Origin of the sequence: Paraburkholderia sp. BCC1886, assembly GCF_900996245.1 — a bacterium.
In the GTDB taxonomy this organism is placed as follows: Bacteria; Pseudomonadota; Gammaproteobacteria; order Burkholderiales; family Burkholderiaceae; genus Paraburkholderia.
The window spans coordinates 14,368-30,061 of the sequence record NZ_CAAJGK010000011.1 but is presented as its reverse complement, the minus strand read 5'-3'; the positions used below and the strand labels follow the sequence as shown (position 1 = coordinate 30,061).

20 protein-coding genes are annotated in these 15,694 nt (G+C 59.3%); all 20 read left to right on the top strand.

Features of this window, described 5'->3' with window-relative positions:
• Positions 1 to 43: 43 nt before the first annotated feature.
• Entirely contained in the window at positions 44 to 1,990 is a 1,947-nt protein-coding gene (locus FQ746_RS00255) for a hypothetical protein (protein WP_144106600.1), read from the top strand.
• 104 nt (positions 1,991 to 2,094) lie between these two features.
• Entirely contained in the window at positions 2,095 to 3,624 is a 1,530-nt protein-coding gene (locus FQ746_RS00250) for a hypothetical protein (RefSeq protein ID WP_144106599.1), read from the top strand.
• Positions 3,624 to 4,979 (top strand): hypothetical protein, encoded by a 1,356-nt coding sequence (locus FQ746_RS00245; RefSeq protein ID WP_144106598.1) that lies wholly within the window; start codon positions 3,624 to 3,626, stop codon positions 4,977 to 4,979. The genes FQ746_RS00250 and FQ746_RS00245 overlap by 1 nt, the downstream gene beginning before the upstream one ends.
• A gap of 28 nt (positions 4,980 to 5,007) precedes the next feature.
• On the top strand, positions 5,008 to 5,670 hold the full coding sequence (locus tag FQ746_RS00240) for a hypothetical protein (RefSeq protein WP_144106597.1): 663 nt from the start codon (positions 5,008 to 5,010) through the stop codon (positions 5,668 to 5,670).
• A 10-nt stretch (positions 5,671 to 5,680) separates the two neighbouring features.
• Positions 5,681 to 7,069, top strand: a complete 1,389-nt coding sequence (locus FQ746_RS00235; protein WP_144106596.1) for a hypothetical protein — start codon at positions 5,681 to 5,683, stop codon at positions 7,067 to 7,069.
• A 13-nt stretch (positions 7,070 to 7,082) separates the two neighbouring features.
• Positions 7,083 to 7,661, top strand: coding sequence for a hypothetical protein (locus FQ746_RS00230; RefSeq protein ID WP_144106595.1), 579 nt, complete (start codon positions 7,083 to 7,085; stop codon positions 7,659 to 7,661).
• An 8-nt stretch (positions 7,662 to 7,669) separates the two neighbouring features.
• Positions 7,670 to 8,131 (top strand): hypothetical protein, encoded by a 462-nt coding sequence (locus tag FQ746_RS00225; protein WP_144106594.1) that lies wholly within the window; start codon positions 7,670 to 7,672, stop codon positions 8,129 to 8,131.
• 8 nt (positions 8,132 to 8,139) lie between these two features.
• Positions 8,140 to 8,424, top strand: coding sequence for a hypothetical protein (locus FQ746_RS00220; RefSeq protein ID WP_144106593.1), 285 nt, complete (start codon positions 8,140 to 8,142; stop codon positions 8,422 to 8,424).
• Between the two features lie 93 nt (positions 8,425 to 8,517).
• On the top strand, positions 8,518 to 9,159 hold the full coding sequence (locus FQ746_RS00215) for a hypothetical protein (RefSeq protein WP_144106592.1): 642 nt from the start codon (positions 8,518 to 8,520) through the stop codon (positions 9,157 to 9,159).
• 102 nt (positions 9,160 to 9,261) lie between these two features.
• The gene (locus tag FQ746_RS00210) at positions 9,262 to 9,753 is read left to right on the top strand and encodes a hypothetical protein (RefSeq protein WP_144106591.1); all 492 of its coding nucleotides are present in this window, start codon (positions 9,262 to 9,264) and stop codon (positions 9,751 to 9,753) included.
• A 143-nt stretch (positions 9,754 to 9,896) separates the two neighbouring features.
• Entirely contained in the window at positions 9,897 to 10,181 is a 285-nt protein-coding gene (locus FQ746_RS00205) for a hypothetical protein (RefSeq protein WP_144106590.1), read from the top strand.
• Positions 10,182 to 10,370: 189 nt separating this feature from the next.
• Entirely contained in the window at positions 10,371 to 10,736 is a 366-nt protein-coding gene (locus FQ746_RS00200; protein WP_144106589.1) for a hypothetical protein, read from the top strand.
• Between the two features lie 21 nt (positions 10,737 to 10,757).
• Positions 10,758 to 11,597 (top strand): hypothetical protein, encoded by an 840-nt coding sequence (locus tag FQ746_RS00195; protein WP_144106588.1) that lies wholly within the window; start codon positions 10,758 to 10,760, stop codon positions 11,595 to 11,597.
• A 90-nt stretch (positions 11,598 to 11,687) separates the two neighbouring features.
• The gene (locus FQ746_RS00190; protein WP_144106587.1) at positions 11,688 to 11,981 is read left to right on the top strand and encodes a hypothetical protein; all 294 of its coding nucleotides are present in this window, start codon (positions 11,688 to 11,690) and stop codon (positions 11,979 to 11,981) included.
• A 231-nt stretch (positions 11,982 to 12,212) separates the two neighbouring features.
• Entirely contained in the window at positions 12,213 to 12,551 is a 339-nt protein-coding gene (locus FQ746_RS00185; protein ID WP_144106586.1) for a hypothetical protein, read from the top strand.
• A complete protein-coding gene (locus FQ746_RS00180; RefSeq protein ID WP_144106585.1) occupies positions 12,548 to 12,754 on the top strand; it encodes a hypothetical protein in 207 nt (68 codons plus the stop codon). The genes FQ746_RS00185 and FQ746_RS00180 overlap by 4 nt, the downstream gene beginning before the upstream one ends.
• 57 nt (positions 12,755 to 12,811) lie before the next feature.
• A complete protein-coding gene (locus FQ746_RS00175; RefSeq protein ID WP_144106584.1) occupies positions 12,812 to 13,801 on the top strand; it encodes a hypothetical protein in 990 nt (329 codons plus the stop codon).
• Between the two features lie 60 nt (positions 13,802 to 13,861).
• Positions 13,862 to 14,317, top strand: a complete 456-nt coding sequence (locus FQ746_RS00170) for a hypothetical protein (RefSeq protein ID WP_144106583.1) — start codon at positions 13,862 to 13,864, stop codon at positions 14,315 to 14,317.
• Between the two features lie 127 nt (positions 14,318 to 14,444).
• Complete coding sequence (gene tmk, locus FQ746_RS00165) at positions 14,445 to 15,263, top strand: dTMP kinase (RefSeq protein WP_186310584.1); 819 nt, start codon at positions 14,445 to 14,447, stop codon at positions 15,261 to 15,263.
• Complete coding sequence (locus FQ746_RS00160; protein ID WP_144106581.1) at positions 15,256 to 15,693, top strand: hypothetical protein; 438 nt, start codon at positions 15,256 to 15,258, stop codon at positions 15,691 to 15,693. Before tmk ends, FQ746_RS00160 begins: the two co-directional genes overlap by 8 nt.
• Position 15,694: the final 1 nt, after the last annotated feature.

Sequence of the window (15,694 nt, the reverse complement as noted above, 5' to 3'; positions counted from 1 at the left end):
GCCCTTCGCGGGTCTCTTTTCAAACGTCAAAGGTAGAGAAACAATGCGACGACACTTTCTGGCCCTCGAGGCCTTCGACGGTGCGCCCACGGGCGCGCCGACTGACGGTGAACCGGACGCCAATGCAGACGGCACCAATACCGATCCGGCAGCTGCTGCCTCGGTGCCCCCTGCGGAGCCGTCCGAACCGGGTGCAACGCCCCCGGCAACGCCCGATGCCGCTGTGCCGGGCAACGATGGCAATGAACCCGACGAAGCTGTACCCGTCGATCCCGCACTGAAGCCGCCCCTGCCGGAAGAACCCGGCGTGACGGCGCCAGCTGCAACGACCCCGGGTGCGCCGACGTCGGCCGAGCCGCCCGCAGCGGTCCTGCCGGAAGCGCCCGTAGCAGGTGCACCGGCGGCTGAACCGGCCCCGGCCGTGCCGACAGAACCGACCAACGCATCGGGCGATGCAGAGTTGCCGACCGAATCGCCGGATCATACGGCTGGCTTGCCTGCTTCCGTGCCGAGCGAAGGCGCGGCTGCGCCTGCCGCAGCAGCACCGGTCACGCCGGGTACCGATGGCGCGCCGCAAGCCAACGCGGGTGCGGGTGAAGGCGGCGACGCCAACAGCCAGCCCTCGCCCACCCCCTCGCAGCCGCAAGCGGATAGCGAAGCGATGGAAGCCCTGCGTGAGCGTCTGGAAGTGTCGGTGGCTTTGGAAGAAGCCGCCGTCGAGATGGCGGACGACGCAGCCCTGAGCGGTGAGATCGGGCACGATCTGGCCGAGTCGGAGCGTGTCATCCAGACTTCCGATGCACTGGAAGACTTGGCCTTCGTGGCCAGTCAGATCAAGGAAGCCTCGCCGGAAGAAGCAGCGTTGTTCGAGACGGCCGGCAATCTGGCTGTGGCGGGCACCGATGTGGAACCCGATGCGATCGTCCCGTCGATGGAAAGCTACATCGGCAAGTCGATTGCAACCGAAGGCTTCAAGGACACGGCCAAGCGCATCTGGGAATCGATCGTGCTGTTCGTGGACAAGATCTGGGAAAAGATCCGTACGTTCTGGCGTACCAAGGTCGCGATCCCGGCCTTCCGCAAACGCATCGATGCGCTGCGTAAGGGTGCCCACGCTTCGGGCGATACGCCCAACACCGATACGATCAATGTCGCGGTCGACATCCGTGCGTTGTCGATGGGGGGTGGCATCGACGCGAAGGACTTCGCGAACACGCACGATCTGGACCGTCTGCTCAATGACTATGCCAAGACGGTACACGTGGTCTTCGCGAACTACGCTAACGGCGTGGTCGAGCGCGGTCGCGACATCGTGAAGGCGATCCAGGACTTCGATCCGAATCGGCCCGAGAAGGCCGTGACGGAGCTAAAGGGCAAGCTGGTCGGGATGCATATGGAAGGCATGCAGCCCAATAGCACCATGCGTTTGCTGGGCAATGCCCATCTGGAGCTGAAGGTCTACGATCCGCATGCGGATGAGCCGGTCGACGAAGCGCTGGAACGGCTGCGTAACTCGGGCCTGACCTTCGTGCAGCAACCGATCCATGCCGCCGTGCATGTAGCGGGTGCAGTAGGCGCCCGGGGCGCACAGCCTGTGGACAAGAAGGAATCGTACCTGCAGTTGCTGGACGTGGTCGAACTCCTCTTCAAGCCGCTCGAGCACTTCTACGAGACGCCGTTCAAGGAGATGGAGCAGATCGCCAAACAGGCGAAGACCGCTTCGGCTTCCGCGGCGAGCGCGATCGGAAAGGCTGGTGAAGGTGCGATGGCTGAAGGTAAGGGCGTGAGCCACTACCGCTCGCTCCTGAACTTCAACAAGGCATTCGCGCAATGGAGCTTCCAGCCGTTCGTGCCGATGTTCTCGCACACCATGCGACTGGCGCGCTTCATCCTGAACATTGCTGAAGCGGGCCTGCGGGCTTACGAAGGCAAGGGCAGCACGAAGCCCGAGCGCGATGGTGCGGCTGAAGGCAAGCCCGTTGGTGCGTAGTCGCCCGTAGGTCAAGGGACAAAAGGGAGGGCTTCGGCCCTCCCTTTTTTATGCCCGCTATTTTTTAGGTCGATTTTATGTAACCTAATTGCGAGCCCTCCATCATGCCCAAGCTGACCTTGGCGGTCCCCGAGACCTATGATTCGGTCACGCGGCCAGTGATCTACGACGTCACGCGTCAGCTGTTCAAGATCACCGGCCTGCATGAGAACACCCCGATTCTCTATCCGTCGGCCCATGGCGTCACCATGCAGCCCGGCTCGACGATGAAACACAACACGAAGGACAGCGAGCTGGCCTTCGATGACCAGATCCGCATCGAAGTCGAGGAAGAGATCGACAAGGATCGTATCCTGAGCACCGCGGTCCTCTATCCGGAAAACCGCTTTGTCTTTCATGACCCGCGTGTCGAGACCATCCTGAAGCCGGTCTATTCGACCACCGATATCACGATCAACTTCAAGTTCCGGGCGAACGATGAAGTGAAGGCCAAGCGCTGGCGCGAGCAGATCCGCGTGCGCATGTCATCGATGCGCGATGTGCATCTGATTGGGGCGCGCTACTCGTATCAACTTCCCTATTCCTCGGTGATCATCCTCCAGGAGATCCATCGACTGATGGAGAACGTATCGGGGTACGGCGACAGCTTTGCTCAGTGGTTCAAGAACAGCGCGAGTGACCACATCAGCGCCACCTCGAACTTCAGTGGCTCGCAGATGCAACTGGCGGTCGCGGAACATCAGGCGAACATCGTGGGGATCTGGGATTTTGAAGGCGCACCGGAAGGTGGCTCGAAGGAAGACCAGGGAAACACGTGGACGATCAGCTTCTCGTTCAAGTTCAAATACGACAAGCCCGTCTCGATGGTGATGCAGTATCCGCAGATGATCCACCAGCAGGTCATCAAGTATCAGGATAAGACGGTTCCGTATAACCCCGATCAGGTGGAGAGCAACCGGCCGCTGTCGGGAGAGTATCTGAAGTTCTTCGATAAGACCCGGGCGCTAGACGGCATCGTGAACGGCAACATGGGGTTGCGTTTCCCGATCTGGGACGAGTTCATCCCGAACGTCATTCCGGCTGCCTACATCCGTATCTTCTCCTCGATGATGGCGCTGGATCTCACGACAGGGGGCAATCCCCAGTTGCTGGGCAGTCTGGACGATCTCCCGGAAGGCTACGGGCTGGATGACGATATGAAGGCCTTCCTGATCACGGAGGCGCCTTACCTGACGAACCAGTACTACTCGGTGTTCTCGCTGAATCTGTACAACGCGAACATGATGGAGCCGAATGGATCGCTCACGGTCGACAGTTCGCTGAATGTCTCGACGACCTTCAACCCGAATCCTCGGGCCCGCTTTCACCTCTGGTTTGGACTGTGTTTCAACTGGTACCGGCTGAGTGCTGATGCACAGGCGCGCCTGCGTGCGAACTACACCATCCTGATCCGGCTGATCAAGGCGATCTGGCCACAGATGCCCAAGAGCCAGTATCCCGTGGCCATTCCTGGCACCAATCAGTGCTCGCAGTCCTCGTGGAGCAACTTCCTCTACGGTCAGTCCTCGGGTCAATACCGGCGCGATTGCAGCACGGTTGAGACGCTCATTATCCAAGCCCACCGGAAGTCATAATGCCGTACGTTGACGGAACGACTACGCCACCCACGCCTGAACCTGACAAGATCCTGATCACCGATCCGCGGTATGAAGGCATCGTGGTGGACACGCGCTACATCCCTGAGACCGACCTGCTGACCCACATCGAGGGGAGCAGCTGGACGGTGGATTACTTCTCACAGGTGCTTGACACCGATAGCGGGGTGAATGGTCAGTCGGTGAACAAGCCGGCCCAGATGGAGCAGTATCGCCGCATCCAGAATCTGGAACTGAAGGTCACGACACCGCTGACCCAGTCACAGGACGAGACCAGCAAGCAGATGAGCTACACGGGGGGCGGCACCATCTACGGTGTGCTTATCCCGAACGTCGGCGACCTGTTCCTGGCTCACGTGGATGACGGGCGTATCGGTATCTTCGAGCTGACCACCAGTGAGCGCAAGAGCTTCTACAAGGACTCGGTCTTCACGGTCGAATACACCATGCTCGACTACGCGGGGCCTGAGCGCCTGCGCGACATGGAGACGAAGACCCTCGAGACGTTCGAGTACATCCGTGACTACCTCAAAGCGGGCCAAAACCCGCTCGTCGAGAAAGATACGTGGACGATCATCCGGCAGTTGCATAACCGCTATGACTCCATGCTCAAGCAGTACACGAAGCAGTTCATGAGCAAGGAGTTCAAAACGCTGATCGCACCGGGCCAGCCCTATCCGACCTACGACGCGTGGCTGGTGCGGGCCGTTACCGAGATGTTTCAGAGTCACGATACGCCCGAGCTGATGTATCTGCGCCAGCTGGATGTCGATGACGATCAGTCAATGGCGTGTATCCAACTCTGGAAGGTGCTCCTCGAGAAAGACCCCGCGATGATGAAGTTCGTCAATCAGCGCGCGGGACTCGTCTGGGTCAACCGCTTCTCGCGTAACCCGATGTTGAACGGCATCCGCTGGAGTGGCGTGCAGCTGGTGGTCTATCCGATTGATCCCGAACTGACGGTGGACCAGGCCTTTGTCGGTCTGGAGCCCGTCACCGATGCACAGCTGCAACCGACACCGTCTCGCAAAGGGCGTCTCGAAGACCTCATCACTAAGAGTGAGCTGGACACCCTGCCCTATGCCACGGCACCCCTGATCCACCCGGTGCTTCACGACGACTACTACGTGCTGTCCAAGGCGTTCTATGAGCGTGAGCTGGGCGCCCAGTCGCGTCTGGAGTCCTGCGTGTGGGATTACCTCGAGGACCGGGCACTGGACAACAAACTGCTCTTGAGCCTTTGCGATACCTATCACGGGTTTGGAATGCTTGAGATGTTCTATTACACACCGATCGTTTTGCTGCTTATTCGCGCCGCGATCCGGCGCATCTAGCGCAGGACGAAACACGAGGCACACGACAATGAAGCAGCACGTCAAACGCTCAGCGCCCGTCGCGCGGCCCAAGGCCAGCACCTGGCTCCCGCCGGAGCAGCGCGATAGCGCCTGGTACATCTTTCATCAGCTCTTCAACTGTCGTGTGCAGCGCATCGCCACCATCTCGGTCAATGAGATGCGGGACTTCGGTACACCCACCTCGGGCGAGACGGAGTACGACAAGCAGATGCAAAACGAGCGGATCGACCGGATGCTGACAATCGCCCAGATGGTCAAGTACTGGAAGGAAGGCGTGACCATTGGGGTGACCAATGAAAAAGATACGAAACAGATCTATCAATTGATCACCGATCACCTGGTGGCGTGGAAGAACCGGCTAGCCGAGGAGTTAGTGATTCGCAATGCGCCGCTCGATGAGCTGACGGATCTTGACCGGTTCGCGAACACGGTCTATTCCCACGCGAAGTATCAGTTCACCGAGGAGATTGTCGAGTCGATCCTGCACCGCAAGATGATGGGTGGCATGCGTGCGACGCGCAGCAATCTCATTGCTCCTACGGTCATCACCATCAACAAGGGGTCGGACAACGCCGAGCCCGAAGAGCCGAAGCGTCCCGATCGTGTCTCCATGAGCGATGCGTTTGCGCGCGGGCGCGAGCAAAGCGCATTCGGTCCGCGCTGGAAGTAAGGAGCAGGCGATGGAATTCGAACAGTCTGCACTGATGTTGCAGGTGAATCAAATCCTCCAAAGTGGTCCCAACCCCGTGAACCACACGGTGAGCGCGTCGGTGAGCGTAACCAGTACGAATATGGTCGTGACGCCTCTGAAGGTGACGGGCGTCGACCTGATGCGTAACTACCTGGACTCGTACTCTGACGAACTGATCGTCGAGCTGCAGTTCTCGGGCGGGACGTATTTGAAGTACGTCTATCCGTATAAAAACGCGATCGACATCACCCTCACCTGGACGCCGCTGATGGAGGGGAGTGACGCGGTAGATCCGAACGGCACTCCCACCTCAGAGACGTTCACGGCTACGCTGATCGACAAGGGCAACGATCTCGTAGAGCAGAACGGTGCCAACTCGTCAGCTACGTCTGATCAGGATCTGACGAACATCAAGAGCGTGCATTTCCAGCTGGTGAACAAGGCGCTCGACCAGATGCGCATGATCAGCGCGAGTTATGGCGTCATCCGCTCAGCAACGGTGGACGATGCGATCAAGCTGGTGCTGACCACGGCATCACAGGCCACGACGGTCAATGGCACCCAGACGGTACAGGGTGTCACGATGACGCCGTCGAACAATCAGACGGCGCGTGACCACATCGTGGTGCCACACGGCATGAAGCTGGTGGACTTGCCGCAGTACATCCAGAAGAACTGTGGCGGCGTCTACTCTGCCTCCATGGGGTACTTCCTGCAGGGCACGCAGTGGCATGTGTATCCGGCGCTCGACACGACCCGGTTCAATACGACTACGTCGGGCACCCTCACGGTCATCAACGTGCCGCAGAACAAGTTTCCGCACGTGGAGCGGACCTATCTCCAGTCGGGCAACAGCCTGACCGTGATGGCAACTGGGCAGGTGAAGTTCCGCGACCCGAGTAACGCCCAGCAGCTCAACGAGGGGAACGGGATTCGCTTCGCTGATGCGACCAAGTTCATGCAGGGAGGATTTGCTGCAGTGTCGAATAACTCCGCACTGGCCTCCCGGGGCACGAACAACAGCGAGTTCATGGCGGTTGCTCGACCCAGTGGCAACAACAACGCCCACCTCTCGCCGACCCGCATTACGGCCAATGCACTGGAGGAGTATTCCCAGCTCTCGCGGGCGGTGGGGTCGATCATCACCATGGAGTGGCAGAACTCCCAGCCCAGTCTCATCCTGCCGGGCATGCCGGCCGAGATCCTGTATCTCGCGGATGACGCCATCACCACCCTGACGGGCGTGGTCTGTGGTGCCCACCATGTCACGCAATTGCGCGGTCAGGGGATCAGTGCCGCCCGCTACAACACCTCGACGGTGTTGAACATCTTTATCCAGCCGCAGGTCACCCCGACCGCAGCGAACTCTACACCGTAACTGGAGCAACACCATGACCACCGCACTGGACTTCACACAGACGGGCCAGACGATCCTGCTCGCGCAGATTCTGAACGACAATCCCGACTGCGGATTGAGCGCCGCGAACTGCGTCTTCACGTACCCGATACCCAACCCGGACGCCGTCGCGGACGGCTACGACACGCTGATCCGAATCGATCCGATCCAGGGCGAAGGTTTCTTCGAGTCGTTCATCTACAAGTACAACAAGATCGACCTGGCGTCGGTCTTCGAGGGGGCGACGACGAGCTTCGACAAAGGCTCGGCCGTGCAGCTGTCCGACCTGATTGCCACCATAAACGAATCGGCCACCATCAATCTCGCAGCCCCTGTGCTTGCAGATCCTGCGAACAACATCAAGGCCGCCCCGGGTGACTTCAACGACTTGAAGCTGCCCCAGCCCACCGGTCCGGGCGTCCCGGTGAACTTCATCCTGACCGCGGCGCCGATGTCGTTCATCTACAAGGGCGACGTCATCCTGACGCTCACGACTACCTACAAGACGATCGCCTCGGTCCTGACCACGCCGTCCACCGGACTGGTCTTCACCCGGCCGGTTGTGGCGAGCTGAGGTGAGTGATGGGCACCGCCACACTGGACTACACCCAGCCGCCGGCGAGTGTGTTGCTCGCACAGTGCAATTTCGATAACGGGCAGGGGGTCACGCCGGATCAGGTCGCGTTCACGCAACCGGCGACCTTACCTGATACGGACGCGAGCGGAATGAACACCATCTGTCTCGCTTCGGCGCGCCCTGGCGCGACTGCATGTAGTGGATCGATGTACCTGCGCTACAACCGTAATCCGATCAGTTCCGTCCCGGGCAGCCGTCAGACGAGCTTCGCCAAAGGGGCAGCGACCAAACTCTCCGGCCTCCTCGCACAGATCAACGAAGCCTGGGGGCAGTGTCTCTCTCGACATGACATCGAGAACGTCACGCTTCCCGCGATTGCGGCAGGCGGCTCGGCCACGGTGACGCTGCAGATGGCGGGTCGGGCCCTGCTCTGGACGGGCTCCGTTGACATCACCGTGACGAACTGAGGAGGACCATGGGCAAGTTCGAGAACGTCCTTGCTGCTGCCTTTGGTAATCCGGGCCACGACTACCCGGAGGACCACCAGCAGGAAAACGGCATGTACCTGCACCACTGCTTTCGGTGCACGGCGCAGTTCACCGGCCACAAGTATCGCTTCAGTTGCAAGGTCTGTACTGCACCCCAGCCAACCCAACCCCCGCCGAAGAAAGGCGAGCGCCGCATGATCGACGGCGTCATCTGGACCTGTACCGATCCCGACATCGATCGCTGGGTCTCGGTCGGCAGCCTCGTTGGGTAATTTCTAACTGCGGGTCAATCGTATGAGCCAGAAGACATCGCTGGTCGATGGTTCATCGCCTTTTTCCCCTCTTGGCATTCACAAGGAAATACCATGCAAATCAATTCCCAGTTGACCGCACTCGGTAACGTGTTGGCACTGATCTTGGCTTCGAACCCGCGCTTCCCGGCAACGGACGAGTCGCAACTGACGCTGAATTCGGTCACGGCACAAGCCGTCGACGCAAATGGCAAAAATGCCGTTGCCAACGTTTCGGTCGCTGGTTACGACGACGCGGTCGACTTCACCTACAGCCAGCTGTCGTTCGGCGACGCAACGGGTCAGTCCGCATTTGCCGTCACGCTGGAAACGGGCGCCGCTGCGTCGGACATCTTGGCCGCTGTTGCTGCTGCGTACGGTCTGATCGCAAGCGAGCTGTCGCTCACGAACGAAGCCGACGCTGTCGCCGGTGGTTCGGTGGCTGTGGTGGACGCCGCTGCTGGTACGCCGCTGTACCTGGCTGGCCCGATCTCGGTCTCGCTGACGTGGCAAACGCCGGCGCCCGCGCCGGTGACGCTGGCTTCGCTGGTCGATAGCACGGTGCTGGATGGCTTCGACGTCGTGACGCCGGCAGTCGCGCCTGCGGCTGACGGTTCGGACGGCGCTGCTTCCGATGGTTCGTCGACGGCTCCGGCTGCTGATGGCCAAGCTTCGGACGGCGCAGCAACGGACGGCACGCAAGTGAGCGGTTCCTAAGCTGTTACACGGACCTTCGGGTCCGTGGTCAGTCTGATACGAAAAGAGGCCCGGGGCAGCTCGGGTCTCTTTTTTATGCCGTCAATCTGGAGAAACTCTGACGTGGATATCAATCCCGCATTAAGCGCCACCGACAACATTCTCGCTCTGGTCACCGATCCCGCATTAGGTTGTCCTGTCTCGAAGGATGATCTCGGCGTGACGACGCCCTGGGTGTATGAGCCGGGTGCCGCTGGCACCGTTCATGGACGCAACGTCGACGGCGAGAACAGCAACACGAGTGTCGTGGTGTTCCTGCGCCCGGACGTGGAAGACCTGACGGAAGATGGCGTGAACCAGACCATCATCTACGAGCGTCAGACCCTTGCCGCCCTCCTCGGCGCGAATCCAGCCGCTGTGAGCGTTCCGAACAACGCGACCGATGTCGAGGTGCTGACAGCCATCGCGAGCCAACTGGGACTCATTGCAAGCGAGCTGATCGTGCAGACGCCGATTACCAACGCACAAGCCACAGTCGCCGTCTCGACCAGCTCGACCCCCTCGCTTGTCTATCTTCCAAGCACCGTTTCAGTGAACCTCACCTGGACCACGTAATAAAAGCCAGTGCGGAGCTCCGCACTGGCTCCTATGCCGTGAAATCGCGATTCTAGAAAATTATGGACCTATATGACGCCAGTGAATCAAGACCAGTAATGGATTGGTTCCAATACCTCTAAACGTTAATAGGAGCTGTAACCATGTTCAAGAATCTGATGAAGTTTGCCCTCGACGCCGCTCAAGACGCTGAAATCAACGACGTCATCCAGGACGCGACGAAGAAGCCGCTGATCAGCGAAGACAACCTGAAGGCCGGTGCGATCGGTCTCGGCGCTGCCGCACTGACTGCCGGCGTGATCTACGGCGGGGTGAAGGGCTACGAGTACCTGCAAGACCGCAAGCTGAAGAGCAAAGTGGAAGCGGGGCTGGAAAAGATGGAGAAGGATCTGAAGAACGCTGCTGAAGCAGTGGCACCGACGGCCTAAGGCTCGCGCGCACTCAGGGTGACTCCCGAGTGCGCCCATATGCCGATCCTTTTTTTACCCATCTACAGGAACCTATGAGATGAAATCGCTCCTGATCTTCTCGCTTGGCATCGTCGTCGGTCTGGCTGTCTCGCAACACGTGCGTGAAGCCGCCCAAGATGCCGCTCGTGCTGCAGCGAATGCTGCTGCTTGATCCACCCCGTCTTCCAAAACCCCACCATGTCCGCCCGGCTGTTGCGCGTATTGCGCGCTAGTAGAAAACGCATCGCTGATCTGAAAACAGCGCCTTTGAACATCGAGTTACTGGAGCGTGACTCACGTTACGTGTCGCACGGCACGCTTACGGTCTACTCGCCCTCGGAGGAGCGAGAGCTGGAAATCGAGTTCCGGGCGAATCGTCCCGAGTACCTCGATAGCCCCAACGAGGAAGTGATGCGAGTGATAGCCAAAGAAGTGGCGGACTGTGGCTATCGCTTGCGTGCCCTCGTACTGCATCAACCCGCCGGATGGCACTGCGACGAAGCGCCTGAACAGGCGCCTCTCTCTTACAACTGAACACAAAGAAGGAATACAAACATGGGCATCATCGAACGTATCTTTGGCCAAGCCGAAGAAGTCAAGCGTACCTCCCTGAACGAAATCGATGTGCGTTTCCACAAGGAAGCCTTCCTACACACGGTGCATGGCTACCTGGTTGTCACCAATCGCCAGCTGGGTATCAAGGAAGCGCCGGTGGCGTTTGCCTTCCCGAACTATTCGAAGGCACCGGTCCTCGACCAGCGTCTGATCGTCGATCTCTGGGAAGCGGCCAAGGCACAGGGCTACATCCCGCATCGACTCGATTCCTACGGCGCGATCAAGCCCATGGCGTCGGCTGATGTCGCCAATGCGTCGCCGGCACGCACCAGTGCGTTCGCGGCAATGCAGGGACAAGATCGTGCGATCGCTGACCTCGGTATGCATCCCGAGCGCCATGCAGTGTTGAACGAGCAGGCCGTGGCAGGCCGCGACATGACGGACGCCGCACTGGCTACGTCGATGGTGGCATCAAACTACGACGTCCCAGCCTACCTGCGTCGTGACCTGATAGATAGTGCGTCGGCAGCCGCCGCTGGTGCAACGCCCGACGACGTGCGTTACTCGGCAGCGAACGCGCAGATCACCTCGTTGCGTGCGAACTACGAAGATCGCCTGGGCGAACTGCCGGTCGAGAAGCAGGACGAAGTGGCCAGCCAGATCGAACAGGTTGTGACCAACGGCCGTGCAGTCGGTCGTGAGCACAAGGTGATTATGGGTCAGGTCACCGCAGTCCTCGAAGACGCCGTGAAGTTCGTCGACGCACCGGCGGGAGTCGGCACGGTTTCCTTGCGCTTCCCGCGTCTGGATCCGAACCGTCAGCAATCGGCGACGCACTGAATCACTCGCAGTACCCGTAGTACCTCCACCGGATGCCTCCCCTCGCATCCGGCAATATCAGCATAACTAAACATACATCGGGAATTCAAAATGCTTGACATGCTTTCTTCTGGCGGCTTTATCAATCGCGACGTGCACGTGGGTATCTGCCCGGACATGGACCCGAAAAAGAGCCACGGGTCGATTACGGTGAAGCGCCCCGGCGGGGCGGTTGAGATTGTCCACTTCACGGTGGACCGTCCGAACATCCTGAAGCGTCCGACACTGAATGTGATCTCGGATATGTACGAGCAGTTCAAGTGCCTGGGCTTCCTGCCCGAAGCAATTGAGGTGCGCCTCGGCAAACAAGTGAACGTCTACGAAACCGCCGGGGCCGTGCACTGACTCCTGCGCCTTCGGGTAGCGGGACCAAGAAGAGAAGCCACCCGATTCGGGCCTTCTCTTTTTTTTTTGGTTCTGCGTGAGTCGTCAAAGATTGAAAGCAGGTTTGGACCTATATCACTCCTACGAAGGGCTTTTGTTTCCCGTTTGTTTTAGCGTGAAAGACGGCGAATTTTGTGCAGGACCACGTGACCTTGCATTCCCTCTACCCCTTTCGCATCGAAGGAACTCCCCATGACCGACACGAGCAAGAAGATTCTCGACCAGCTCAAGCGTAAAGAGTTGCTCCAGCAGTTTGGTATTGAGCCGACGGCATTCCTGCGTCGTACGGGCACGCGTCAATTGCCCCAAGGCACGCGCCCGGGCCCTGGCACACACATGCTGAGCTGGCGCAATGAGCGGCGCGACGAGCAGAACCTCTACAACGAAGTCACGATCGACCTCCTCGTTGCACACATCCTCGAACTGGAAGCCCAGCTCGCCATCGAGGCCGAGGTCATCCGTGAACGCACGCTTGCGAACTACGTGGACAACACGTCGCTCGACGGCTTCACGCCCGTGGGGCCTGCATGACAGCGATGTTCGATTACTTCCAGGGTTACATCGGACTCGTGATCGCAGCCATTGTGATGGTCCTCGGTCTGGGTGGCGTGGCGGTCAAGGTGTTCTTCGATCGTCGCCGTCATAAGCCGGAACCGTCCTCACGCTTGGCCAGCTTCGTTGACCAGAGTGCGCTCTCGGGATTCGATGCGCGTCCACCCACTGACCAGCAGTAACGAATGACGTGTCGCTCCGGCGACATGTCCCAACAAACTTCCAACAAGGTAAAGACAATGAGTACCTCACAACAACCGACCAGCCCGCACATCAAGTATCCGGAATTCATCCTGGCCATCGACACAGCCTACGCGGCCAAGATCGTCGAGAAGGAATCCGAGCTGGTGCCCTTCCCGCTCTGGACGTTGCTCGATGGCGGCAAGGAGCATCTGTACGACACCGGGGACCAGCGTCCGAACAGTGCGATTGTCAACCGCCATCTGCTCGTGCGTCAACGCCAGGGGCTGGAGAAGAATCCGGCCCACCTGCAGATCCTGCCCTACACCGTTTTCGCACATCTGCGAGATGACGGTTCGATTGAGGTGCCGACCTACTTTCGCGTGAAGGGTGAGGGCGAGGAGCGGCTCGACGGGAAGCAAAGTCTCGGCTGGGGCGGACATCCTGAGCTGGAAGATATCGCCTGGAGCGAGCAGAACGATATCGATCTTCGCCAGACAATCGAAAACAACGTCGAGCGCGAAACCAATGAAGAAGTCCGCTTCCTCGACCGCGATGGCAATGAAGTCGACGCGCATGTGGTGCTCAACGGCAATCGTCACGAACTAGGATTCATCTACGACACGGGTGATGAAGTGGGTCGGGTCCATTTGGCGGTCGTCTCGATCGTTCACGTTCCGCCGGGCATCCGTGTTACCAAGCGCGAGAAGGGTCATCTGGATGGTCCGCTGATGACCTTTGCGGCGATCGCAGCCGATGAGAAATTCTTCGAACCGTGGTCCCGTATCGTCGCGCGTTTTCACGGCGAAGCGCTGGCGAAAGCCCACGAAAATCTCTTGAAGGCGCAGGCGTCGCTCGAGGAAATCGCACGTATTCAGGCGATGACGGACGAAGAAAAGGCCGCCTACCTCGAACAGCACCGTGCGCAGGTCGTTGAACAGGCGCGCCAGATCTCGGCATTGCAGGAAACCGCCGCCTCGCAGCACCAGCAGTTGCAGGATGCAGCGGAGCGCAACGCGCAGATCCTGAACGGCGACGTGCAGGCGTAAGGCAGCAGACGTGACGCGCTGTCGGTGCGAATTTTATGCATCGGCGGCGGTACCAATCCGATGTACCTCTCCATTACTCTACTCAAAGACCAACGAACCATGAATGTTCCGGGAGTCAAGCAGGCCATCGTAGCAGCCTTGTCCAACAAGAAGCTGCTGAATAACGGCACGGGTGTGCCTGCCATCGATGTCGAGCAATCCATCGACTTTGAAATCAGCGCGATCGATACGCGGGGGCTGTTCAGTATCGTGCGCTTTAGCGACGACAAGGTGGTCGAGCAAGGGAAGTTCTTCTCGCGTTCGACGTCTTTCATGCTCTCGCCGGGGTGCACGGAAGAGATCGTTGCCATCGAACTCGTGAAGGCCCAGTTCCCTGCGCTGTTTGATCGGGTGTCGAAGGTCCGCATCCACATCACCAAGTATCACGTGAAGCGCCGCGTCACGCAAGACGTCTCCGCTATCGCCATCGCCTTGCGCGCATCTCGGATGGCCAGTCCGGAATTGGTCGCCGCCTGAGTCACGTCCCGCTGCTGCCGCCACGGGCCAGGTGCCCGTGGCCATATGCCGCTTATCAATTTTTACCCCGGGGAGGATTCATTTGGAGCGGTGCAAGTGGCATCGCTAAACGCACATGAGAGAGACCATGAAGAAAGGATATCCGGGCGCGTTGATCGTGCTCGAAGGAGTAGACGGATGTGGCAAGACCACGAATATCAAACACCTCGAGGCCATCGTCAGGGAGATGGGTTACGACGTCGTCGTGACGCGTGAGCCGGGTGGCGAAGCGACCGCCGAGAAGCTGCGCGAGATCGCACTGGCAGCACCGATGGATCCCATGGCCGAACTGCTGACCTTCTCCGCCGCGCGCGCGCAACACATGGCGATGACGATTCGACCAGCACTCGCCGCAGGAAAGGTTGTGCTGTGTGACCGGTTTGCGTTAAGCACCTATGCCTATCAAGGCTGTGGACGCAACCTCAAAGACGAGTTCTGGGCACTGAACCGTTTGGTGCTTGGTGATTTTGAGCCGGACTTCGTATTGTATTTCGACGTGACGCTGGAAGAAAGCATCGCCCGCCTGAAACTGCGTCGAAAGACGGACCATTTCGATGAAGCCCAGCTCGAATTCAAGCAGCGCGTTTTTGACGGCTTCCAGGAGATCGACGATCGCTTTGAACGCTTCGGATCCCCGGTCAAGATCAATGGCATGCAGACGCCGGATGCAGTGAAGGCTGAAGTCGAGGAATGGGCGCGTAACCGGTTCTTTAGCTGGATGCTGCTGCATCTGTTTGCCTTCGATGGCCCCTTGCCAGACCCGCGGAAGGCAGTCGCTTTTGCTGAGACTGCCGCGTATGAGGAAGTCACTCGCGAGCACGGTCGCAATTCACGGGTCTTCATGGACGGCATGCTCTATCGCCTTGAACGGGAAGCAAAGCAAGCGGCGGAGCAGAGAAATGAGTGAGATCACAGGGAGCATTCTCGAAGGTGCAGCGGGCGCATCTATCAGCGTTGCGCCGGCATCGATGAGCTACGGTCTATCGATCGGTGGTCAGGACGGCAGTGGTCCGTTCGTCACGTTCAACTTCGACGGCCGTGCGGAGATTCATCAGCCCGACAAGTTGAATGAGGCGGCGAAGATATTCATCAACGAGATCACCAAGAACTGGCCCATCGAGCGCACCTGCAGGAACTGGGTGGTTCGCAAAAAGAACGTGAGCGAATTCCTGTCGGTCGGTGCCAATGGTGTCGACTGGGTTTGTGAAGAGCATCTCGCGACGCAGTTTTCCCGGCAGACCGATGGGGCGATGGCTGTGCCGCGCCAGAGCGGTCATGTCGAAGTGATCCCTTACAAGGACGCCCTGAAATTCGGTCGTGCAAGACCGGCCAATTGAT

Excerpts from the sequence above, each read along its gene's own strand:
- FQ746_RS00220 (WP_144106593.1), top strand. The coding sequence starts at position 8,140 with ATGGGCAAGTTCGAGAACGTCCTTGCTGCTGCCTTTGGTAATCCGGGC.
- FQ746_RS00240 (WP_144106597.1), top strand. The coding sequence starts at position 5,008 with ATGAAGCAGCACGTCAAACGCTCAGCGCCCGTCGCGCGGCCCAAGGCC.
- FQ746_RS00205 (WP_144106590.1), top strand. The coding sequence starts at position 9,897 with ATGTTCAAGAATCTGATGAAGTTTGCCCTCGACGCCGCTCAAGACGCT.
- FQ746_RS00190 (WP_144106587.1), top strand. The coding sequence starts at position 11,688 with ATGCTTGACATGCTTTCTTCTGGCGGCTTTATCAATCGCGACGTGCAC.
- FQ746_RS00245 (WP_144106598.1), top strand. The coding sequence starts at position 3,624 with ATGCCGTACGTTGACGGAACGACTACGCCACCCACGCCTGAACCTGAC.
- FQ746_RS00170 (WP_144106583.1), top strand. The coding sequence starts at position 13,862 with ATGTACCTCTCCATTACTCTACTCAAAGACCAACGAACCATGAATGTT.
- FQ746_RS00160 (WP_144106581.1), top strand. The coding sequence starts at position 15,256 with ATGAGTGAGATCACAGGGAGCATTCTCGAAGGTGCAGCGGGCGCATCT.
- FQ746_RS00180 (WP_144106585.1), top strand. The coding sequence starts at position 12,548 with ATGACAGCGATGTTCGATTACTTCCAGGGTTACATCGGACTCGTGATC.
- FQ746_RS00250 (WP_144106599.1), top strand. The coding sequence starts at position 2,095 with ATGCCCAAGCTGACCTTGGCGGTCCCCGAGACCTATGATTCGGTCACG.
- FQ746_RS00185 (WP_144106586.1), top strand. The coding sequence starts at position 12,213 with ATGACCGACACGAGCAAGAAGATTCTCGACCAGCTCAAGCGTAAAGAG.
- FQ746_RS00215 (WP_144106592.1), top strand. The coding sequence starts at position 8,518 with ATGCAAATCAATTCCCAGTTGACCGCACTCGGTAACGTGTTGGCACTG.
- FQ746_RS00225 (WP_144106594.1), top strand. The coding sequence starts at position 7,670 with ATGGGCACCGCCACACTGGACTACACCCAGCCGCCGGCGAGTGTGTTG.
- FQ746_RS00255 (WP_144106600.1), top strand. The coding sequence starts at position 44 with ATGCGACGACACTTTCTGGCCCTCGAGGCCTTCGACGGTGCGCCCACG.
- tmk (WP_186310584.1), top strand. The coding sequence starts at position 14,445 with ATGAAGAAAGGATATCCGGGCGCGTTGATCGTGCTCGAAGGAGTAGAC.
- FQ746_RS00235 (WP_144106596.1), top strand. The coding sequence starts at position 5,681 with ATGGAATTCGAACAGTCTGCACTGATGTTGCAGGTGAATCAAATCCTC.
- FQ746_RS00195 (WP_144106588.1), top strand. The coding sequence starts at position 10,758 with ATGGGCATCATCGAACGTATCTTTGGCCAAGCCGAAGAAGTCAAGCGT.
- FQ746_RS00230 (WP_144106595.1), top strand. The coding sequence starts at position 7,083 with ATGACCACCGCACTGGACTTCACACAGACGGGCCAGACGATCCTGCTC.
- FQ746_RS00175 (WP_144106584.1), top strand. The coding sequence starts at position 12,812 with ATGAGTACCTCACAACAACCGACCAGCCCGCACATCAAGTATCCGGAA.